Source organism: Mycobacterium paraintracellulare, from assembly GCF_000276825.1.
GTDB classification, from domain to species: Bacteria; Actinomycetota; Actinomycetes; order Mycobacteriales; family Mycobacteriaceae; genus Mycobacterium; species Mycobacterium intracellulare.
In genome coordinates this window covers 2,717,638-2,737,042 of record NC_016948.1, presented here as the reverse complement: position 1 = coordinate 2,737,042, position 19,405 = coordinate 2,717,638, and the positions used below count along the sequence as shown (strand labels likewise).

General features: G+C 69.0%; 18 protein-coding genes. 16 read left to right on the top strand and 2 right to left on the bottom strand.

Going from position 1 to position 19,405, the window contains the following annotated elements:
• The first annotated feature begins 50 nt into the window (after nucleotides 1-50).
• From OCQ_RS12730 to OCQ_RS12690, 9 genes are all read left to right on the top strand, one after another.
• Nucleotides 51-1,454, top strand: coding sequence for a PPE family protein (locus tag OCQ_RS12730; protein ID WP_014380189.1), 1,404 nt, complete (start codon nucleotides 51-53; stop codon nucleotides 1,452-1,454).
• A gap of 56 nt (nucleotides 1,455-1,510) precedes the next feature.
• Nucleotides 1,511-1,837 carry a DUF732 domain-containing protein gene (locus OCQ_RS12725; RefSeq protein ID WP_014384769.1) on the top strand — a complete coding sequence of 109 codons (327 nt, stop codon included), beginning with the start codon at nucleotides 1,511-1,513 and terminating at the stop codon, nucleotides 1,835-1,837.
• Nucleotides 1,838-1,898: 61 nt separating this feature from the next.
• A complete protein-coding gene (locus tag OCQ_RS12720; protein WP_014384768.1) occupies nucleotides 1,899-2,222 on the top strand; it encodes a DUF732 domain-containing protein in 324 nt (107 codons plus the stop codon).
• Nucleotides 2,223-2,508: 286 nt separating this feature from the next.
• Nucleotides 2,509-3,753: a PPE family protein gene (locus tag OCQ_RS12715; protein WP_041784978.1), complete on the top strand. Its 1,245-nt coding sequence runs from the start codon at nucleotides 2,509-2,511 to the stop codon at nucleotides 3,751-3,753.
• Nucleotides 3,754-3,918: 165 nt separating this feature from the next.
• Nucleotides 3,919-5,322, top strand: a complete 1,404-nt coding sequence (locus OCQ_RS12710) for a PPE family protein (RefSeq protein WP_014384766.1) — start codon at nucleotides 3,919-3,921, stop codon at nucleotides 5,320-5,322.
• On the top strand, nucleotides 5,319-5,636 hold the full coding sequence (locus OCQ_RS12705; RefSeq protein ID WP_009957628.1) for a DUF732 domain-containing protein: 318 nt from the start codon (nucleotides 5,319-5,321) through the stop codon (nucleotides 5,634-5,636). Before OCQ_RS12710 ends, OCQ_RS12705 begins: the two co-directional genes overlap by 4 nt.
• A 122-nt stretch (nucleotides 5,637-5,758) precedes the next feature.
• Nucleotides 5,759-6,475: an MgtC/SapB family protein gene (locus OCQ_RS12700; protein WP_009957627.1), complete on the top strand. Its 717-nt coding sequence runs from the start codon at nucleotides 5,759-5,761 to the stop codon at nucleotides 6,473-6,475.
• 31 nt (nucleotides 6,476-6,506) lie between these two features.
• The gene (locus tag OCQ_RS12695; protein WP_014384765.1) at nucleotides 6,507-7,442 is read left to right on the top strand and encodes a sterol desaturase family protein; all 936 of its coding nucleotides are present in this window, start codon (nucleotides 6,507-6,509) and stop codon (nucleotides 7,440-7,442) included.
• A gap of 94 nt (nucleotides 7,443-7,536) precedes the next feature.
• Nucleotides 7,537-8,214, top strand: coding sequence for an Rv1815 family serine proteinase (locus OCQ_RS12690; RefSeq protein ID WP_014384764.1), 678 nt, complete (start codon nucleotides 7,537-7,539; stop codon nucleotides 8,212-8,214).
• 18 nt (nucleotides 8,215-8,232) lie between these two features.
• Here OCQ_RS12690 and OCQ_RS12685 read toward each other — a convergent pair whose 3' ends face one another.
• Complete coding sequence (locus OCQ_RS12685) at nucleotides 8,233-8,679, bottom strand: nitroreductase/quinone reductase family protein (protein WP_014384763.1); 447 nt, start codon at nucleotides 8,677-8,679, stop codon at nucleotides 8,233-8,235.
• A gap of 122 nt (nucleotides 8,680-8,801) precedes the next feature.
• Here OCQ_RS12685 and OCQ_RS12680 point away from each other — a divergent pair, with 122 nt between their 5' ends.
• The 3 genes from OCQ_RS12680 to OCQ_RS12670 all read left to right on the top strand — a co-directional run bounded on the left by OCQ_RS12680 (nucleotide 8,802) and on the right by OCQ_RS12670 (nucleotide 11,669).
• Complete coding sequence (locus tag OCQ_RS12680; protein ID WP_014384762.1) at nucleotides 8,802-9,485, top strand: TetR/AcrR family transcriptional regulator; 684 nt, start codon at nucleotides 8,802-8,804, stop codon at nucleotides 9,483-9,485.
• Between the two features lie 137 nt (nucleotides 9,486-9,622).
• Nucleotides 9,623-10,126 (top strand): VOC family protein, encoded by a 504-nt coding sequence (locus OCQ_RS12675; protein ID WP_009957622.1) that lies wholly within the window; start codon nucleotides 9,623-9,625, stop codon nucleotides 10,124-10,126.
• Nucleotides 10,127-10,175: 49 nt separating this feature from the next.
• Nucleotides 10,176-11,669: an FAD-binding protein gene (locus tag OCQ_RS12670; protein WP_014384761.1), complete on the top strand. Its 1,494-nt coding sequence runs from the start codon at nucleotides 10,176-10,178 to the stop codon at nucleotides 11,667-11,669.
• A gap of 91 nt (nucleotides 11,670-11,760) precedes the next feature.
• Here the strand turns inward: OCQ_RS12670 and OCQ_RS12665 are convergent, their stop codons facing one another.
• Nucleotides 11,761-13,680, bottom strand: coding sequence for an ABC transporter ATP-binding protein/permease (locus tag OCQ_RS12665; RefSeq protein ID WP_008257000.1), 1,920 nt, complete (start codon nucleotides 13,678-13,680; stop codon nucleotides 11,761-11,763).
• An 87-nt stretch (nucleotides 13,681-13,767) separates the two neighbouring features.
• On the opposite strand from OCQ_RS12665, the gene OCQ_RS12660 reads away from it, so the two are divergent.
• From OCQ_RS12660 to OCQ_RS12645, 4 genes are all read left to right on the top strand, one after another.
• On the top strand, nucleotides 13,768-15,411 hold the full coding sequence (locus OCQ_RS12660) for an acetolactate synthase (protein ID WP_014384760.1): 1,644 nt from the start codon (nucleotides 13,768-13,770) through the stop codon (nucleotides 15,409-15,411).
• 37 nt (nucleotides 15,412-15,448) lie between these two features.
• Nucleotides 15,449-17,773 (top strand): accessory Sec system translocase SecA2, encoded by a 2,325-nt coding sequence (gene secA2 / locus OCQ_RS12655; protein ID WP_008256997.1) that lies wholly within the window; start codon nucleotides 15,449-15,451, stop codon nucleotides 17,771-17,773.
• Nucleotides 17,774-17,866: 93 nt separating this feature from the next.
• Entirely contained in the window at nucleotides 17,867-18,496 is a 630-nt protein-coding gene (locus OCQ_RS12650) for a CDP-alcohol phosphatidyltransferase family protein (protein ID WP_009957616.1), read from the top strand.
• On the top strand, nucleotides 18,489-19,400 hold the full coding sequence (locus OCQ_RS12645) for a DUF881 domain-containing protein (RefSeq protein WP_038536441.1): 912 nt from the start codon (nucleotides 18,489-18,491) through the stop codon (nucleotides 19,398-19,400). Before OCQ_RS12650 ends, OCQ_RS12645 begins: the two co-directional genes overlap by 8 nt.
• Nucleotides 19,401-19,405 lie beyond the last annotated feature (5 nt).

The following is a 19,405-nucleotide window of genomic DNA, read 5'->3' as shown; positions in this document are numbered from 1 at the left end:
CATGGCCGCCAGTCGCTTTCGCTCGAATGTCGAGGCAGGGGGTAGCAGGGTTGTTTTACGGAGCCTTTCCGCCGGAGTTCAATTCGGGCCGGATGTACAGCGGTCCGGGCGCCGGATCGCTGGTGGCAGCGGCGACGGCCTGGCAGAGCCTGGCCACCGAATTGCAGTCCACCGCGACGTCCTATGCGGCGACGATCTCGAGCCTGACCGCCGGGCCCTGGGCGGGTCCGTCATCGTTGGCCATGGCGTCCGCGGCGGCCCCGTACGTGGCCTGGATGCAGCAAACCGCCGCCGCCGCCGCACAATCCGCGACCCAGGCCACCGAGGCGGCGGCCGCCTACGAGACGGCCTTCGCCGCCCATGTGCCGCCGGCGGTGATCGCCGAAAACCGGGCGCTGCTGGCGCAATTGGTGGCGACGAACCTCTTCGGGCAGAACACGTCCGCGATCGCGGTGAACGAGGCCCAATACGGCGAGTTCTGGGCGCAGGACGCCACGGCGATGGACACCTATTTCGCCTCCTCGGCGACCGCTTCCAACAAATTGACGGAGTTCGGCCCGGCGCCCCAGACCACCAACGCGGCGGCCGAACCGATGCAAGCGGCCGCGGTGACGTCGGCCGCCAGCACCCCCGCCGCCAACGTGGCGAATGCCGCGGCGACGGCGGCGACCACCACGCTGCCCTACAGCGGGCCCTTCTCCGGCGCGGCGAACCTGGCGTACCTCTACCAGACGTTCATGACCAATCTCTTCAACACCGTCCCGGGCGGGGCGAGCTTCTACACCGCGATGTACAACGCCGTGAAGGTGCCGCTGGGCCTGACCACCCAGTTCAACGACGTCGGCCTGTTGGTCAACTTTCCGTTGTCGCAGTGGCTCAAATTCGCCCCTCCCATCGCGTACGGTGCGTTGCCCAAGGACGCGCTCGGCGCGGGGCTCGGCGCGTTGGGCTTCGGTCGGGGCACGCTGTACAGCGCGATCAACCCCATCGCCGGCATGGGCAATGCCGGCACCCTGGTGGGCAAGCTCTCGATCCCGCCCAGCTGGGCCACGGCCACGCCGTCGGTCAGGACCGTCGCCGCCGCCCTGTCGGCCGCCGGGACCGAGGCCGTACCGGCGGCGGCACTGGGCGAGGGAAGCCTGTTCAGTTCGATGGGCCTGGCCGGGATGCTGGGCAGCGGGCTGGGCTCCGGGGCGCCCACCGTGGTCCGCGGCGGGGTGCGCAACCGGATGGCCGCGATCAAGGACCTCAAGGACAAGCAATCGCCCGAACAGCTGAAACGCCTTGTCGCACAGATCTCGGAGAAGCCCGAAAGCGTGCAGCACCACAACGTCGATCAGGAAAACCTCGACGCGCTGCTCGAGCAGCTGGCCAAGAAGCCCGGCATCCACGCGGTGCATCTGAAGAAGGGGGACAAGTCCAAGGTCCTACCGACGGACGCCCAGTTGGGTTAGGGGACAAGGCAATCGGTGTTCACGCCGCGACCGCGCGTGATGACGGAAGGTGATGAGTGATGACACGACTACTGGCGCTCCTGAGTGCCTTCGCGACGATTGGCCTTGCCGCACCGGCTCACGCCGATCCCGGGCCGGAACCGGGTGCTGACGACGGAGGCTTCATCGCGGCGCTGCGGCAAGCCGGGTTCAGCTTCGACACGCCGGGCTCGGCCGTCGCCGCCGGACGGGCCGTGTGCTCGTGTCTGGACAACGGCGAACCCGGTTTGGAGGTCGTCCACGACGTCAAGACCCGCAACCCCGGGATGGACATGGAGATGGCGTCCAATTTCGCTGTGCTCTCGGCGAAGTTCTACTGCCCCAACCAACTCTCCAAGGCCTGACGCGTCGGCCGTCCGCCGGGGCGGCCGAATGCCTCGTCGCCGCATGGGAGAATCGCGAGTCATGAGACTGCTGGCGGCGCTGGGCGTCGGCGTTTCGGTCGTCCTCGGTCCGACCCCGCTCGCGCACAGCGACCCGGGGACGACCGGGGGCGACGAGGCCGCTTTTCTTGCGTCGCTGCGCGGCGCCGGCATCACGTACTCGACCCCGGATGGGGCGGTAAAGTTCGCCAAAGCCGTATGCGTGTCGATGGCAAACGGCGAGTTGGGTCCCCAAATGGTGGACGAATTGAAGAGCCAAAACCCCGGACTCACCGACGACCACGCGACGTCGTTCTTGGCGATCGCGGCGAAATTCTATTGCCCGCAGCAGCTTAACAAAAGATAGCTCCGTAGCCCACGGCGGCCGTGCGGTTCTGCCGCACCGAAATCCCTTGCGCCTAGCGAACATTCACCGCGGGCATCCGCGACCGGTGGAGCGGGCTCCGGCGCCGAACGCCGATCCTGAGAATTTCTCAGTCGAAGGACGCGTGGGAGCGGCGCCGGTGCAACACATGGAATACACATATGCCGCCCCGGCGAATCTCATGAATTCCATTTGAGCCGTGGCTTGTTTGCGGGAAGGCCGCATATTCGCTCCTACCCTGGCGCCAGAGGAGGACGGGAGGCAACGGGTGGACTTCGGGGCGCTGCCACCAGAGGTCAATTCAGGACGGATGTACGTGGGTGCCGGATCGGGGCCCCTGCTGGCCGCCGCCGCGGCATGGGATGCGCTGGGAGCCGAACTGTATTCCTACGCGGCGGCCTACAGCTCGACGATCGCCGGCATGACCGTCGGGTCGTGGCTGGGACCGGCGGCGGCGTCGATGAGCGCCGCGGCCGCGCGCTACGTGGCGTGGGCCACGGCGACGGCCGCCCAGGCAGAGCAGGTGGCGACCCAGGCCAGGCTCGCCGCAGCGGCCTACGAGACCGCGTTCGCGGCGACGGTGCCCCCACCGGTGATCGCCGCCAACCGCAGTCTCGTGATGACGCTGATCGCCACGAACATCCTCGGCCAGAACACCGCGGCCATCGCGGCGGCCGAAGCGGAGTACGCCGAGATGTGGGCCCAGGATGCCGTGGCGATGTATGCCTACGCCGCCTCGTCGGCGGTGGCCACGCGGCTGACGCCCTTCACCGAGCCGCCGCGGACCACCGATTCGTCCGCGGTGGCACGACAATCCGCGGCGATCGCGCAAAGTGCCGCCTCGGACATCCCGTCCGAGCTGTCGGCCTTGATCAACGTGACGCCGACGATGCTGCAAGGACTGGCGGCGACCCCGTCGGCCGCGGCGGCGACGCCGGCGGCATCGATCATCGAAGCCATTTACCCCATCACGGCCGCCCTGCGGCCCTTCTTCGCGGCCGTCACCGGCGCGTACAGCCCCATTGGCGCGATCATCGTGCCCGGCGGATGGTGGCTGCTGTCGCTGCAGGCCCTGGGTCTGTCCCAAAACGCGCCGGGTGTCGCCGAACTGCTGGGCGGCGGAAAGGCCATCGCCGGGGGGCTGTCGCCGCTTGCGCCGCTGCGGGGCGGTTACGTCTCCGCGGTGACACCGGAGATCGGGGGCGTGGCCGGGTCGATGGGCCGCGCGACCCTGGTCGGATCCCTGTCGGTTCCGCAGGGCTGGGCCACCGCCGCCCCCGTCATGAAGACGGTCGCGTCGGTACTGCCGGGCGCGAGTTTAGGAGCCGTCCCGGCGATGACCGCAACGTCGCAGGGGGCGATGTTCGGCGAGATGGCCATGGCGAGCGTGGCCGGACGCGCGCTGGCGGGCGCGGGCGTGCGCACCGTCAGCAACGGCACGACCGGCGTCGCCGCGGCGGCCGCCGACGGCGTCGCGACCACCGCCACGATCATCGTGGTGCCGGCGGATTGATGGGCCTTGACATGACACCAATGGCATTGATCCAGCGGACCGCGGGGGACGACCGATGTCTTCGGTGACCTCACCGCCGCGAACGTCGGCGATTCACGGCATGTTTGCCAGCACTCCCGGTTCGCCGGCGGCCAGCGGCCCGGGTGGCGCGGGAAGGTCACGCCGATGAATTTCGCAGTGCAGCCACCCGAAATCACCTCAGGCCAGATGTACACCGGCCCAGGGGCGGGACCGATGCTGACGGCCGCCGCCGCCTGGGACGCGTTGGCCGCCGAGCTGCAGTCCACGGCGTCGTCCTACGGTGCGATCGTCGAGGGCCTGGCCAACGAGGCGTGGGCCGGCCCATCGGCGGTCGCGATGGCCGCCGCGGCCGCGCCCTACGTGGCATGGATGTCGGAGACCTCGGCGCAGGCGAAGACGGCGGCCGTGCAGGCCACGGCGGCCGCGGGCGCCTACGAGAGCGCCTTCGCGGCGGTGGTACCGCCGACCGAGATCGCGGCCAACCGCGTCCGGCTGGCAACGCTGTTGGCAACCAACGCCTTCGGGCAGAACACCGCCGCGATCGCCGCCACCGAGGCCGAATACGCGGAAATGTGGGCCCAGGACGCCGCCGCGATGTACGCCTACGCCGGCGCGTCGGCGGCCGCCACGCGACTGGCACCGTTCACCGAGCCGCCCCAGACCACCAACGAAACCGGGATCGCCGCGCAGGCGGCCGCGCTGGGCGAGGCCACCGGCGTGGCAAGCGGCACCGCCGCGGCCACGGACGCGGCGGCCCCGCCGTCGGGCATCTTCAGTGACCTGCTCGAGGCCATCGGCAACGCGTCCCGCGGTTACATGGAGTTCTGGGACCAGGTGCTCAACACCCTGACCGGGTCGCCGTTGGCCGGGACGACGTGGCAGAACACCTTCGGGATCCTCGCCGACATCGGCCGGTTCAGCACCGTCGCCAACGACAGCATGAGCCCGATCAACCTCGCCATGACCGAGTTCAAGATGTTCTACAACCTGCCGGTCGAGGGCCTGGACATCCCGAAGTCCGCGCTGGGGGCCGGGCTCGGGATGCGGTCGGCCGGCGCGGGCCTGACCAGCGCGGTATCGGCGGGCATGGGCGAGGCGAACGTGGTGGGCAAGCTGTCGGTGCCACCGGCCTGGGCGTCGGCCACCCCGGCGATCCGGCTGGCCAGCGGCCTGGCGCCGAGCGCCGGCATCGCCGCGGCGCCCGCGGCCGGAATCCCGGGCAGCCTGCTCGGTCAGATGGCGCTGGGCAGCCTGACCGGAGGCGCCCTTGGCGCCGTCACGCCGCAGGTCGTGAGCGGCGGGGGCGTGCGGGCCCGCGCCGGGGGAGCGACGAAGGCCGCCGAGCCCGTCAAACTCGATGACGTCATCGCCAAGCTGCAAAAACAACCGGAAGCCGTGCAGCACTGGAACGTCGACAAGGCCGGACTCGACGATCTGCTCGACCAATTGTCGAAAAAGCCGGGCATCCACGCGGTGCACGTGTCCAGCGGAGACAAGCCGAAGGTGACGCTGCCCGACGCCCGGCTCGGAAAGGCGGGATCGGCATGAAACGTTTCGCTGCGCTGCTCGGCGCCGTCGGCGTGATCGGTTTCGCGGCGCCCGCGCACGCCGAGCCGGAGGGTGACGATGCCGCGTTTTTGGCCAACCTCGACAATTCCGGCATCACCTATAGCAGCTCCAGCCAAGTCATCACCTCCGCCAAGGCCGTGTGCGGGTTGATGGGCCGGGGCGAAACCGGTTTGCAGGTCGTCAGCGACATCAAGGATCAAAACCCCGGGATGACGATGGACGCCGCCGCCAAGTTCGCGGCCCTCGCCTCGAGCGCCTACTGCCCCCACCACATCACGCCCAAAGCCGGTTAGCCTGAGACTCGCCGCCCGCGGGGGATACCTCCCGACGTCGGCGGTTCGGTTGGGCTCCACTTGCGGTTAATCCGGATTTGGTTAGCTCCCTTCGCCGTCGAGCCACCGGGAAGGAGCGTGTCGTGGAAACGCTGAGCGCCGTCGATTTCGCGCTCCGCCTCGGCGTCGGCGTGGGTTGCGGCGCCCTCATCGGCCTGGAACGGCAGTGGCGGGCCCGTCGGGCCGGCCTGCGCACCAACGCGCTGGTTGCCGGCGGCGCAACCCTGTTCGTCCTGTACGCCGCGGCCACGTCGGATTCCAGCCCGACCCGGGTCGCGTCCTATGTGGTGTCGGGCATCGGCTTCCTCGGCGGTGGCGTGATCCTGCGGGAGGGCGTCAACGTTCGCGGCCTCAACACCGCCGCCACCCTGTGGTGTTCGGCGGCCATCGGCGTGCTGGCCGCTTCCGGGCACCTGGTCTTCGCGTTGATCGGCACCGGCACGGTCATCGGCATTCACGTGCTGGGGCGCCCGCTCGGCCGGTTGATCGACCGCGACAACAGTGCCGACGAAGACGAAAGCCTGCTGCCCTATCTGGTGCAGGTGGTCTGCCGCCCCAAGCACGAGAAATACGCGCGCGCCCAGATCGTTCAGCACGCCGGCGGCAACGACATCACGCTTCGCGGGATCCACACCGGGCATCCGGCCGACGACGAGATCACCTTGACCGCCCACCTGCTGATGGACGGCGACGCCCCCGCCCGGCTGGAGCGGCTGGTGGCCGAGCTATCCCTGCTGCCGGGCGTTCGCGCGGTCCAGTGGTACGCCGGCGACGACGTGCAGACCGACGATCGTCGCTGAGCGGCGCGGCGGCCGTCGTAGTCTTACCTGTGTGAGCGCCCTCTCCGGCTTCCTGTCCGCCTTGCCCCCGCAGATGCGGGACCCGGTGCTGCTCGCCATCCCGTTCTTCTTGCTGCTGCTGACCCTCGAATGGACCGCGGCCCGCAAGCTGGAACACCTCGCGGCCGACGCCGCGCGGCCCCCGTCGGGGGCGCACCGCACCCGCGACTCGCTGACCAGCATCTCGATGGGGCTGGTTTCGGTGGCCACCACCGCCGGCTGGAAGACCCTGGCCCTGCTCGGCTACGCCGCGATCTATGCCTACGTGGCGCCGTGGCACCTGTCGGTGGCCCGCTGGTACACGTGGGTGATCGCGATTCTCGGGGTCGACCTGCTGTATTACGCCTACCACCGGATCGCCCACCGGGTGCGGTTGATCTGGGCGACCCATCAGGCCCACCACTCCAGCGAGTACTACAACTTCGCCACCGCGCTGCGCCAGAAGTGGAACAACAGCGGCGAGATCTTGATGTGGATCCCGTTGCCGCTGTTGGGAATCCCGCCGTGGATGGTGTTCTTCAGCTTCTCCGTGAACTTGATCTACCAGTTCTGGATCCACACCGAGCGCATCGACAAGCTGCCGCGGCCGTTCGAGTTCGTCTTCAACACGCCGTCGCACCACCGGGTGCACCACGGAATGGACAAGGTGTACCTCGACAAGAACTACGGCGGCATCTTCATCATCTGGGACCGGCTCTTCGGCACCTTCCAGCCCGAGCTGTTCCGCCCCCACTACGGCCTCACGAAACAGGTGGACACCTTCAACATCTGGAAGCTGCAGACGCGCGAATACGTCGCGATCGCCCGCGACTGGCGAACCGCGACCCGGCTGCGGGACCGGCTGGGCTACGTGTTCGGTCCGCCCGGCTGGGCCCCGCGCACGGCCGGCCAGACCGATGCGGCCGCCGCGCTCGTGACCTCTCTGTAACATCGGCGCTGCGCGGCGCGAAAAGCTGAACGTGGAGGACGGTTACGCCGTAACCTCGACCTCCCGTCGGTGTCCGCCCGATGGATCGGAGTTCATGGTGCATCGCCTGGCAACGCGCGCCTTCGCCGCGTCGGTTACTGTCGCCGCGCTCGCCTCCTTGCTGCCGGCCGCGCCGGCAAAGGCCGATGTCCTGGTGTATCCGGGCATGGAGATACGCCAGGACAACCGCGTCTGCACGTTGGGATACGTCGACCCGGCCCTGAAGGTCGCGTTCACCGCGGGGCACTGCCGCGGCGGGGGCGGAGTGGTCACGGATCGGGGCGGCACCGTCATCGGCCGCCTGGCGGCCTTCCGGGACAACACCCCCAGCGGGACGACGGTGTCCACGAGCCAGGTGATCAACGATTACGAGGCGATCGTGCTGGACAACGACGTCACGGCGAACAACATCCTGCCGAGCGGGCGTCCGCTGGTCTCCGACCCCGGACTGGCGCTGGCGCCCGGGCAGCCGATCTGTCACTACGGCGTGATCACCGGGGAGACCTGCGGGACGGTGCAGAGCGTGAACAACGGCTGGTTCACCATGTCCAACGGCGTGCAGAGCCACAACGGCGACTCCGGCGGGCCGGTGTATCTGGCGCCCGGTGGCGGCCCGGGACAGCTCGTCGGGATCTTCAACAGCGTGTGGGGGGACTTCCCGGCGGCGGTGTCGTGGGGGGCCACCTCGCAGCAGGTTCGCGAGGATCTCGGGGCGCGGGACAACGCCCGTTAGGGCCCCGATCGGACGCCGTCAGCCCGCCTTGGTCAGCGCGAACACCGGAATCGTGGGCGCCGCGGCGCGGAACTCCTCGTCGCTGCTGTCCGGCGTCAGCCCCGCGACGTAGTCCTTGACCTGCCAGTACCACCGGGACAGGTAGCGCCGCAGCAGCTCGGGCTTGGCCGCGTCGTCGACCTCGGTGGCGCGAACGCGGTGCCGGCGCCACCGGGGACCCACCTCGACGACGGCCGCGGCCCGGACGTTGCGCGCCCACTGGGTGTCGCCGCGGGGCGAGACCAGGTAGTCCACCCCGTCGACGGTCAGCAGGTTGACCACGACCGCGCGCTGCTTGCCCGACTTGCGCCCACGAACGCGCAGCGCACGGGTGCCGGCGATGCTGATGCCCGCGTCGGCAAGCCAGCGGATCACCACGTTGGCCGCGCGGGCGGCCCGGTTCGGCTCTTCATAGCGCGTGGGCATGGCGGGTCCTTCCGGCGAAGCTCCTCGGAATTAACGAGAGCGGCGCTCTCGCTTTTGATGACGCTGCCACACCCCGGTTCGGAAAGCAAGAGCAGCGTTCTCGGTTGTGTCAGACTGACCGCGTGGGCAAACGCCAGCAGTCGCGGGAACAGATCGAGGCGCGCATCATCGAACTCGGTCGCCGCCAGCTGGTGGAACGCGGTGCGGCCGGACTGTCGGTGCGCGCGATAGCCCGCGACCTGGGCATGGTGTCCTCGGCGGTGTACCGGTACGTCGCCAGCCGCGACGAGTTGCTGACCTTGCTGCTGGTCGACGCCTATTCCGACCTGGCCGACACCGTGGAACGCGCCCGCGAAACCGTGGGAGAACTGTGGAGCGACGACGTCATCGCCATCGCGAGGGCGACCCGGCGGTGGGCCGTCGCGCACCCCGCGTGCTGGGCGCTCCTGTACGGCAGCCCGGTCCCCGGTTATCACGCGCCTCCGGAGCGCACGGTGGCCGTCGGCACCCGGGTCGTCGCGGCCTTGTTCGACGCCGTCGCGTCCGGAATCGCCACCGGGGACATTCGCCTGACCAATGACCTTGCGCCGCAACCGATGTCGTCGGACTTCGACCGCATCCGGCACGAATTCGGATTTCCCGGTGACGATCAGGTGCTTGCCAAGTGCTTTTTGTTGTGGGCCGGGGTGCTCGGTGCCATCAGCCTGGAGGTGTTCGGGCAATACGGCGCGGACACCCTGACCGACCCGGAAGCGATCTTCGACACCCAGGTGCGACTCCTGGTGGACGTGCTCGCCCAGCATTGACGCCTTGGAGCGCCGGCGGGACAGGGGCGCGAATTAGAACGTGTTCACCCCGGGATTTCGGGCGGGGAACGATTCGGCATGGCAAAGTCGTTCGGCCCCTTTCTGGCGGCGCGGCGGCTGGACTATTGTGCGAGACGATGACCCCTCTTCTCGAATCGCCGACGCAGATCGCCTGGGTTACCACCGACCTCGACGCGACAGAAACGGCGCTCACCGGCCTGTTAGGCGTCAGGAAGTGGGTGCGCATCCCCGACGTGCACTTTGCTCCGGACGCCTGCAGCTATCACGGCAAGCCCGCCGATTTCATCGCCAGCATCTCTCTGAGCTATCTCGGCGACATGCAGCTGGAGCTGATCCAACCGGTGCGGGGCGAGAACATCTATAGTGACTTTTTGCGCGAGTGCGGGGCCGGTTTGCACCACATCTGCATGGAGGCTGAAAGCCCCGAGCAATTCGAGGCGGCGCTGGTCCAGGCCGCCGAGCGGGGCGCCGCGGTCGTGCAGCAAGGCGTGATGCCCGGCGGAATCCAATTCGCCTACGTCGCGGCGCCGCAGGCGGGCGTGCCGTTTGTGGAGTTCGCATACATCGCGCCCGAAATGAGGGCGTTTTACGACTACATCAAACAGGAGCAGCGGCGATGAGCCGCGCCGGCGACGATGCAAAGCAGAGCGATCAGGAGGAGTGGCGCCAATGAGCACCGAGATACCGCCAACAGTCAGCGCCAACGACGTGACGTCGTGGTCCGACGAGGTCGACGTGTTGGTGATCGGCTTCGGCATCGCCGGCGGCTGCGCCGCGGTCAGTGCGGCGGCCGAAGGGGCGCGGGTGCTGGTGCTCGAACGCGCGGCCGCGGCCGGCGGCACCACTTCCCTTGCCGGAGGGCACTTTTACCTCGGCGGCGGGACCGCGGTGCAGCAGGCGACCGGCCAGGACGACTCCGCCGAGGAGATGTACAAGTACCTCGTCGAGGTGTCGCGTGAGCCCGAACTCGACAAGATCCGCGCCTACTGCGACGGCAGCGTCGAGCATTTCAACTGGCTGGAAGACTTGGGCTTTCAGTTCGAGCGCAGCTACTACCCGGGCAAAGTCGTCGTGCCGCCGGGCACCGAGGGCCTCAGCTACACGGGCAACGAAAAGGTGTGGCCCTTCTGCGAGCGGGCCAAGCCGGCGCCGCGCGGGCACTCCGTGCCGGTCCCCGGCGAGCTGGGCGGCGCGGCCATGGTCATCGACCTGCTGGTGAAACGCGCCGACGCCCTGGGCGTGCAGACCCGCTATGAGACCCGGGCGACCAATCTGATCCTGGACGACGACGGCGCCGTGGTCGGCGTCGCCTGGAAGCACTTCACCGAAACGGGCGCCATCAAGGCCAAGGCCGTCATCATCGCGGCCGGTGGCTTCGCGATGAATCCGGAGATGGTCGCCGAGCACACTCCCGCATTGGGCCAGCCGCGGCGCACCAAGCATCACGGGCTGGCGGCGCCCTACATCCTGGGCAACCCCAACGACGACGGGCTGTCCATCCGGATGGGGGTCTCGGCGGGCGGGGCCACCAAGCACATGGACGAGCTGTTCATCACCGCGGCGGCCTACCCGCCCGAAATCCTGCTGACCGGTGTCATCGTCAACAAGGAGGGCAAGCGCTTCGTCGCCGAGGACTCCTACCATTCGCGCACCTCGGCGTTCGTGCTCGAGCAGCCGGAGCAGACCGCCTACCTGATCGTCGACGAGGCGCACACCGAGATGCCCGCGATGCCGCTGATCCGTTTCCTCGATGGCTACGAGACGATCGCGGAAATGGAAGCCGCGCTTGGCATCCCGGCCGGCAACCTCGCGGCCACGCTGGACCGCTACAACGAGTTCGCCGCCGCCGGTGAGGATCCCGATTTCCACAAGCAGCCGGAATTCCTTGCGCCGCAAGACAATGGGCCGTGGGCGGTGTTCGATTTGTCGCTCGGCCGCGCGATGTACTCGGGCTTCACGATCGGCGGCCTCGCGGTGACCGTCGACGGTGAGGTGCAACGGGACGACGGCACCGTGGTGCCCGGCCTGTATGCCGCCGGCGCCTGCGCGTCAAACCTCGCCCAGGACGGCAAGGGTTACGCCAGCGGGACACAGCTGGGTGAGGGTTCGTTCTTCGGGCGCCGCGCCGGAGCGCACGCGGCGCGGCGGGCCGGGGGAGCGTAGGCGCGCGACGACCCAGCGCCGGAACGCACGCGGCCCGAAGGGCCGGGGGAGCGTAGGCGCGCGACGACCCAGCGCCGGGGCAGCGTAGCCGCTAGACCTGCGCGGGCTCCTTTTCGACCGGCCCCAGCTGCCACGCGCCGCCGCCGAGCAGGTGCAGCTGCTGCTCGTGGTGCTGCTCGACGGCGGGCCGATGGCTCACGCTCACGAGCACGCATTCCGGCAGCTCCGCCCGAACCAGTTGGTACAGCGCGTATTCCAGGCCGCTGTCCAGCGCGGAGGTCGCCTCGTCGAGGAAGACCGCCTTCGGCCGGGTGAGCAGGACGCGCGCGAACGCGACGCGCTGCTGCTCGCCGGGGGACAGCACTTTGGCCCAGTCCTGCTCCTCGTCCAACCGGCTGATGAGCGGCGCCAGAACAACCTTGGTGAGCACGTCGCGCAGTTGGTCATCGGCGACGCCGTCCGGCGAATTCGGGTAACACACGACGGTGCGCAACGTGCCGAGCGGCACATATGGCAACTGCGACAAGAACATCGTCTCGTTGTCGCCATCCGGACGGCACAGCGTTCCCGAGGCGTAGGGCCACAATTCGGCCAGGCTGCGCAGCAGCGTCGTCTTGCCCGCTCCGGAGCGTCCGGTGATCACCAGGCTGTCGCCCAGGTCGAGCTGGATGTCCAAAGAGTCGACCAGCTGGTCGCCCTCCGGCGTGCGCACCTCGATGCCGCGCAGTTCGACGGCGGTCTCCTCGCTGGGTTTGACGAGGATGGTGGGCAGCGCGCGCCCCTTGTCGTTGGCATCGACGAGGCCGTGCAACCGGATGATCGCCGCCCGGAAGGCCGCGAACGCGTCATAGTTGTTGCGGAAGAACGACAGTGAGTCGTTGATGTTGCCGAAAGCCTGCGCGGTCTGGGTAACATCGCCGAAGGCGATCTCCCCGGTGAACAGGCGCGGCGCCTGAATCGCCAACGGCAGCGGAATGATGGTCTGCGTCGCCGACCAGTTCCATCCGTTGAAGATAATGGTCCGGCGCACGTACCTGCGGTAGTTGTCGATGATCGGCGTGAAGCGCCGCCACAATTGGGTACGTTCGACGCGCTCGCCACGGTAGAAGCCCACCGCCTCCGCGGCGTCGCGCAACCGCACCAGGGCGTAACGGAATGCGGCGTTGAGTTTCTCGTTGTTGAAGCTCAGCCAAATCAGCGGGCGCCCAAGCCAAATCGCGACCACCGTCACGATCAAGACATAGACCAGGACGGTCCAGAACATCGCACGCGGCACGTTCGCGCCGAAGAGATTGAAGTCCCCGGACAGGTTCCACAGGATCGCGGCGAACGAGATCACCGATGCCACCGCGTTGACGGCACCGAACAGCAGGGTGCTGGTCGTCCCGTTGGACGGGATGTTCGGGGTGCCGCCCACCCCCGCGGTGAAGATGTCGATATCCTGCTGGATGCGCTGATCGGGGTTGTCAATGGTCTTGTCGATGAACAGATCCCGGTAGTAGGCCCGGCCCGCGAGCCAGTCGTCGGTGAGATGGCCCGTCAGCCACATGCGCCAGGCGATGATGAACCGCTGCGTCAGGTAGATGTCGAGGATCACCCGGGCGATGAAGATGGCCGCCAGCAGGATGAAAATCCCCAGCGAGACCCAAAAGTTGTGGATCCCCGAGTGTTTGACTTCCTCGTTGCCCGTGGCGAGCCCCTTGAGTGCCACCTGCAAAGCCGTGTACATGTCGTTGCTCTGATAGCTGAACAGCACGTTGAGCCGGACCGAGAACAGCACCAGCAGTAGCAGCACGCCGAGTCCCAGCCATGCCTTGACGCTGGTCGGCCCGACGAAGTAGCCGCGCGTGATCCGCCAGAATTGACGGCCCCACGGGGTCAGGTACCTGGCTGCGACCAGCGCGGCCAGCAGACAGACGGCACCGATGACCCACGCGATGGCGAGCCACCGCAGGGAGTCCTGAAATGCCGACGACCAATCAATGGACGGTTTGAAGAGCTTCGAGTCCAATTTCGGCGTCTCCTTCTGAGGTCGGCACTTCCCCGCAAGCTACCCGAGCCCGCAAGCTACCCGAGCGGTTGTCGATAGGCTGCGCAGATGAGCATCGACGCTCCGTCCAGCCAGACCGTACATGCCGGCCGACTCGTCGCGCGCCGGCTCAAAGCCAGCGGAATCGACACCGTCTTCACGCTGTCCGGCGGTCACCTGTTCTCGATCTACGACGGCTGCCGCGACGAGGGTATCCGGCTGATCGACACCCGCCACGAACAGACCGCGACCTTCGCCGCCGAGGGCTGGTCGAAGGTGACCAGGGTCCCGGGCGTGGCGGCGCTGACCGCGGGGCCGGGCGTCACCAACGGGATGAGCGCGATGGCGGCGGCGCAGCAGAACCAGTCGCCCCTCGTGGTGCTGGGCGGCCGGGCGCCGGCCCAGCGCTGGGGGATGGGCTCGCTGCAGGAGATCGACCACGTGCCGTTCGTCGCGCCGCTGGCCCGCTTCGCCGCCACCGCGCAATCGGCGGCCGACGCCGGGCGGCTCGTCGATGACGCGTTGCGCGCCGCGGTCGGCGCGCCGTCGGGCGTGGGATTCGTCGACTTCCCGATGGACCACGTGTTCTCCATGTCGGACGACGACCCGCGCCCGGGGGCGCTCGTCGACGTGCCGCCCGGGCCCGCGCCCGATGACCGGGCGCTGACCCGGGCCGTCGGTCTCCTGGCCGCGGCGAAGCGCCCGGTGATCATGGCCGGCACCAACGTGTGGTGGGGACACGGCGAAGCCGCGCTGCTGCGCCTGGCGGAGGAACTCCAGATCCCGGTGCTGATGAACGGGATGGCCCGCGGCGCGGTCCCGGCCGACCACCCGTTGGCGTTCTCCCGGGTTCGCGGAAAAGCGTTGGGGGAGGCCGACATTGCGCTGATCGTCGGCGTGCCGATGGATTTCCGGCTCGGCTTCGGTGCGGTGTTCGGGCAACAGACCCAGCTCGTCGTGGTCGACCGTGTCCAACCCGAGCGCCGCCATCCGCGGCCGGTGCAGGCCGAGCTCTACGGTGACCTGCTGACGATCCTGGCGGCGCTGGCCACCGCCGGGGGCGCCGGGCACCGAGACTGGGTCGAGGAACTCCGGGCGGCCGAGACCGCCGCGCGCGCCAAGGAGAACGCCGAGCTCGCCGACGACCGCGTCCCGCTGCACCCCATGCGGGTGTACGCGGAGTTGGCGCCCCTGCTGGACCGCGACGCCATCGTCGTCATCGATGCCGGCGACTTCGGCTCCTACGCCGGCCGGGTGATCGACAGCTACCTGCCGGGGTGCTGGCTGGACAGCGGCCCCTTCGGCTGCCTGGGTTCGGGGCCCGGCTACGCCCTGGCCGCCAAGCTGGCCCGGCCGCAGCGCCAGGTGGTGCTGCTGCAAGGCGACGGCGCGTTCGGCTTCAGCGGCATGGAATGGGACACGCTGGTCCGGCACAACGTGCCCGTCGTGTCCGTGATCGGCAACAACGGCATCTGGGGCCTGGAAAAGCACCCCATGGAAGCCTTGTACGGCTATTCGGTGGTGGCCGAACTGCGCCCGGGGACCCGCTACGACGAGGTGGCGCGCGCCCTGGGCGCCCACGCCGAGCTGGTGGCCGCACCCGGCGAGCTGCGGCCCGCCCTGGAGCGCGCCTTCGCCAGCGGAATGCCCGCCGTCGTCAACGTGCTCACCGACCCGGACATCGCCTATCCACGCCGATCCAACCTCGCATGATGAGTGGGCGCCGCAGCCCACCGCGTACCGTTGACCTGTGCCTAAGACGACCCGCGCTCAACCCGGACGGCTGAGCAGCCGCTTTTGGAAGCTGCTCGGCGCCAGCACCGAAAAGGACCGCAGCCGCTCCCTCACCCAGGTCAACGACTCCTCGGAATACGACGGCGAGGCGGCCGGTCTGAGCGACGAGCAGCTGCGCAAGGCGGCCGGGCTGCTCAACCTCGAGGACCTCGCCGACTCCGAGGACATCCCGCAGTTCCTCGCCATCGCCCGCGAGGCCGCCGAACGGGCGAGCGGGTTGCGGCCGTTCGACGTTCAGCTGCTCGGGGCGCTGCGGATGCTGGCCGGCGACGTGATCGAGATGGCCACCGGCGAGGGCAAGACCCTGGCCGGCGCGATCGCCGCCGCCGGGTACGCGATCGCCGGGCGGCACGTGCACGTGGTGACGATCAACGACTACCTGGCGCGCCGTGACGCCGAATGGATGGGTCCGCTGATCGAAGCCATGGGGCTGTCGGTCGGCTGGATCACCGCCGAGTCGACCAGCGAGGAGCGCCGGGCCGCGTACGGCTGCGACGTCACCTACGCCTCGGTCAACGAGATCGGCTTCGACGTGCTGCGCGATCAGCTGGTGACCGACGTCGACGACCTGGTGTCGCCCAACCCCGACGTGGCCCTCATCGACGAGGCCGACTCGGTGCTGGTCGATGAGGCGCTGGTGCCGCTGGTGCTGGCGGGAACCACGCATCGGGAGACCCCGCGGCTCGAAATCATCAAGCTGGTCGGTGAACTCAACGCCGACACCGATTTCGACACGGACTCCGACAGCCGCAACGTCCACCTGACCGACGCCGGCGCGCGCAAGGTCGAAAAGGCGCTCGGCGGCATCGACCTGTACTCCGAGGAGCACGTCGGCACCACGCTGACGGAGGTCAACGTCGCGCTGCACGCGCACGTGCTGCTGCAGCGCGACGTGCACTACATCGTGCGCGACGACGCGGTGCACCTGATCAACTCCTCGCGCGGACGCATCGCCCAGCTGCAGCGCTGGCCCGACGGGCTGCAGGCCGCCGTCGAGGCCAAGGAGGGCATCGAGACCACCGAAACCGGCGAGGTGCTCGACACCATCACCGTGCAGGCGCTGATCAACCGCTACGCCACCGTGTGCGGCATGACCGGCACCGCGCTGGCCGCCGGTGAGCAGCTGCGCCAGTTCTACAAGCTCGGTGTGTCGCCGATCCCGCCGAACAAGCCCAACATTCGCGAAGACGAGTCCGATCGGGTCTACATCACCGGCGCGGCCAAGAACGAAGCGATCGTCGCGCACATCGCCGACGTCCACGAGACCGGGCAGCCGGTGCTGGTCGGCACCCGCGATGTCGCCGAGTCCGAGGACCTGCACGAACGGCTGCTGCGCCGCGGCGTGCCCGCGGTGGTGCTCAACGCGAAGAACGATGCCGAGGAGGCCCAGGTCATCGCCGAGGCCGGCAAGTTCGGCGTGGTCACCGTGTCGACGCAGATGGCCGGGCGCGGCACCGACATCCGGCTCGGCGGCTCCGACGAGGCCGACCACGACCGCGTCGCCGAGCTGGGCGGGCTGCACGTCGTGGGCACCGGCCGGCACCACACCGAGCGGCTGGACAACCAGCTGCGGGGCCGCGCCGGGCGGCAGGGCGACCCGGGGTCGTCGGTGTTCTTCTCCAGCTGGGAAGACGACGTCGTGGCGGCCAACCTGGACCACAACAAACTGCCGATGGAGACCGACGAGGACGGCCGGATCGTCAGCCCCAAAGCGGCCGGGCTGCTCGACCACGCCCAGCGGGTCGCCGAGGGCCGCATGCTCGACGTGCACGCGAACACCTGGCGCTACAACCAGTTGATCGCCCAGCAGCGCGCCATCATCGTCGATCGGCGAAATACGTTGCTGCGCACCGCGACCGCGCGCGAGGAGCTGGCCGAGCTGGCGCCGAAGCGCTACGAGGAACTGGCCGAGGAGATCTCCGAAGAACGCCTCGAGACGATCTGCCGGCAGATCATGCTCTATCACCTGGACCGCGGCTGGGCCGACCATCTGGCCTACCTGGCCGACATCCGCGAGAGCATCCACCTGCGGGCGCTGGGCCGGCAGAACCCGCTGGACGAGTTTCACCGGTTGGCCGTCGACGCGTTCGCGTCGCTGGCCGCCGACGCGATCGAGGCGGCCCAGCAGACCTTCGAGACCGCGAACGTCCTCGAGGAGGAGCCGGGACTGGACCTGTCCAAGCTGGCGCGGCCGACGTCGACGTGGACGTACATGGTCAACGACAACCCGCTGTCGGATGACACGCTGTCCACCCTGAGCCTGCCCGGCGTGTTCCGCTAGACCACCCGCCGAGCGTGCGGCCAGCCGGGCGTTCGCGCTCGAGTGTGCGCCCAGCCGGGCGTTCGGCGTGGAGGCGCGTTAAGGTCACGGCTCATGGAGCCGGTGCTTCCGCCCAACCGGGTGCTGACGGTCCCCAACGCGCTCAGCGCCATCCGCCTGGCGCTCATTCCGGTGTTCATCTACGCCTTGCTGGTCGTGCACGCCCACGGATGGGCGGTCGCGATCCTGATGTTCAGCGGCGCCTCGGACTGGGCCGACGGCAAGATCGCGCGGTTGCTCAATCAGTCCTCGCGGCTCGGCGTGCTGCTCGACCCCGCCGTCGACCGCCTCTACATGGTCGCCGTTCCCGTCGTGATGGCGTTCAGCGGGATCGTGCCGTGGTGGTTCGTCGCGATCCTGCTCGCACGCGATGGCCTGTTGGCCGCGACGCTGCCGCTGCTGTGGAGCCGGGGTCTCTCGGCGCTGCCGGTGACCTACATCGGCAAGGCCGCGACGTTCGCCCTCATGTCGGGCTTTCCGCTGGTGCTGCTGGGCACGTGGGACGCGCTGTGGAGCCGGGTGGTGGGCGCCTGCGGATGGGCGTTCCTGATCTGGGGCTTGTACGGCTACCTGTGGGCGTTCGTGCAGTATGCGGTCCAGATGACACTGGTGTTGCGCCGCATGCCCAAGGTCGATCGCGGGTCGCGCCCGCCGGCCGTGGCGAAGGCGACCGACCATGGCTGACGTGGACCGCCGGCTCGGCGGCTATGACCCCAACGCCGGTCACAGCGCGCACGTGGCGGCCCGGCCGCAACAGATTCCGGTGCCCTCGCTGTTGCGCGCGCTGCTGTCCGAGCACCTGGATCCCGGCTACGCCGCGGCGGCGGCCAAGCGAGCTACCACCGAAGGACGCCAGCGCGCGTTCGGTTGGCTGTGGCAGGCCCTGGCCGCGCTCCTCATCGCCACGGTTTTCGCCGCCGCGGTGGCGCAGGCCCGTTCGGTCGCCCCCGGGGTGCGTGACGCCCAGCAACTGCTGTTGGGCAACGTGCGGGCGATGGAAGGCTCGGCGACGCAGTTGGCGCAGCGGCGCAACCAGCTCTCGACACGACTCGACGACGTGCAGCGCCGCGTGCTGGCCGACGATGCCGAGGGGCAGCGGTTGCTGAAACGGCTCGACGCGCTCAGCGTGGCGGCCGCCAGCACGGCGATCATCGGTCCCGGCCTGAAGTTGACCGTGACCGATCCGGGCGCCAGCCCGAACCTTTCCGACGTGTCCAAACAGCGGGTCGGCGGCAGCAGGCAGATCATCCTCGACCGCGACCTGCAGCTGGTCGTCAACTCGTTGTGGGCCAGCGGCGCCGAGGCGGTCTCGGTCGGCGGCGTGCGGATCGGGCCCAACGTGACCATCCGGCAGGCCGGCGGCGCGATCCTCGTCGACAACAACCCGACCAGCAGTCCGTACACCATCCTGGCGATCGGGCCGCCGCGCTCGATGCGCGACGTCTTCGACAACAGCCCGGGGCTGCAGCGCCTGAGGCTGCTGGAGATTTCCTACGGTGTGGTGGTTACGGTGGATGTTGCCGACGGTCTTTCGCTGCCCGCCGGATCCGTCCGGGATGTCAAGTTCGCCAAGCAGATTGGGCCATAGTGAGA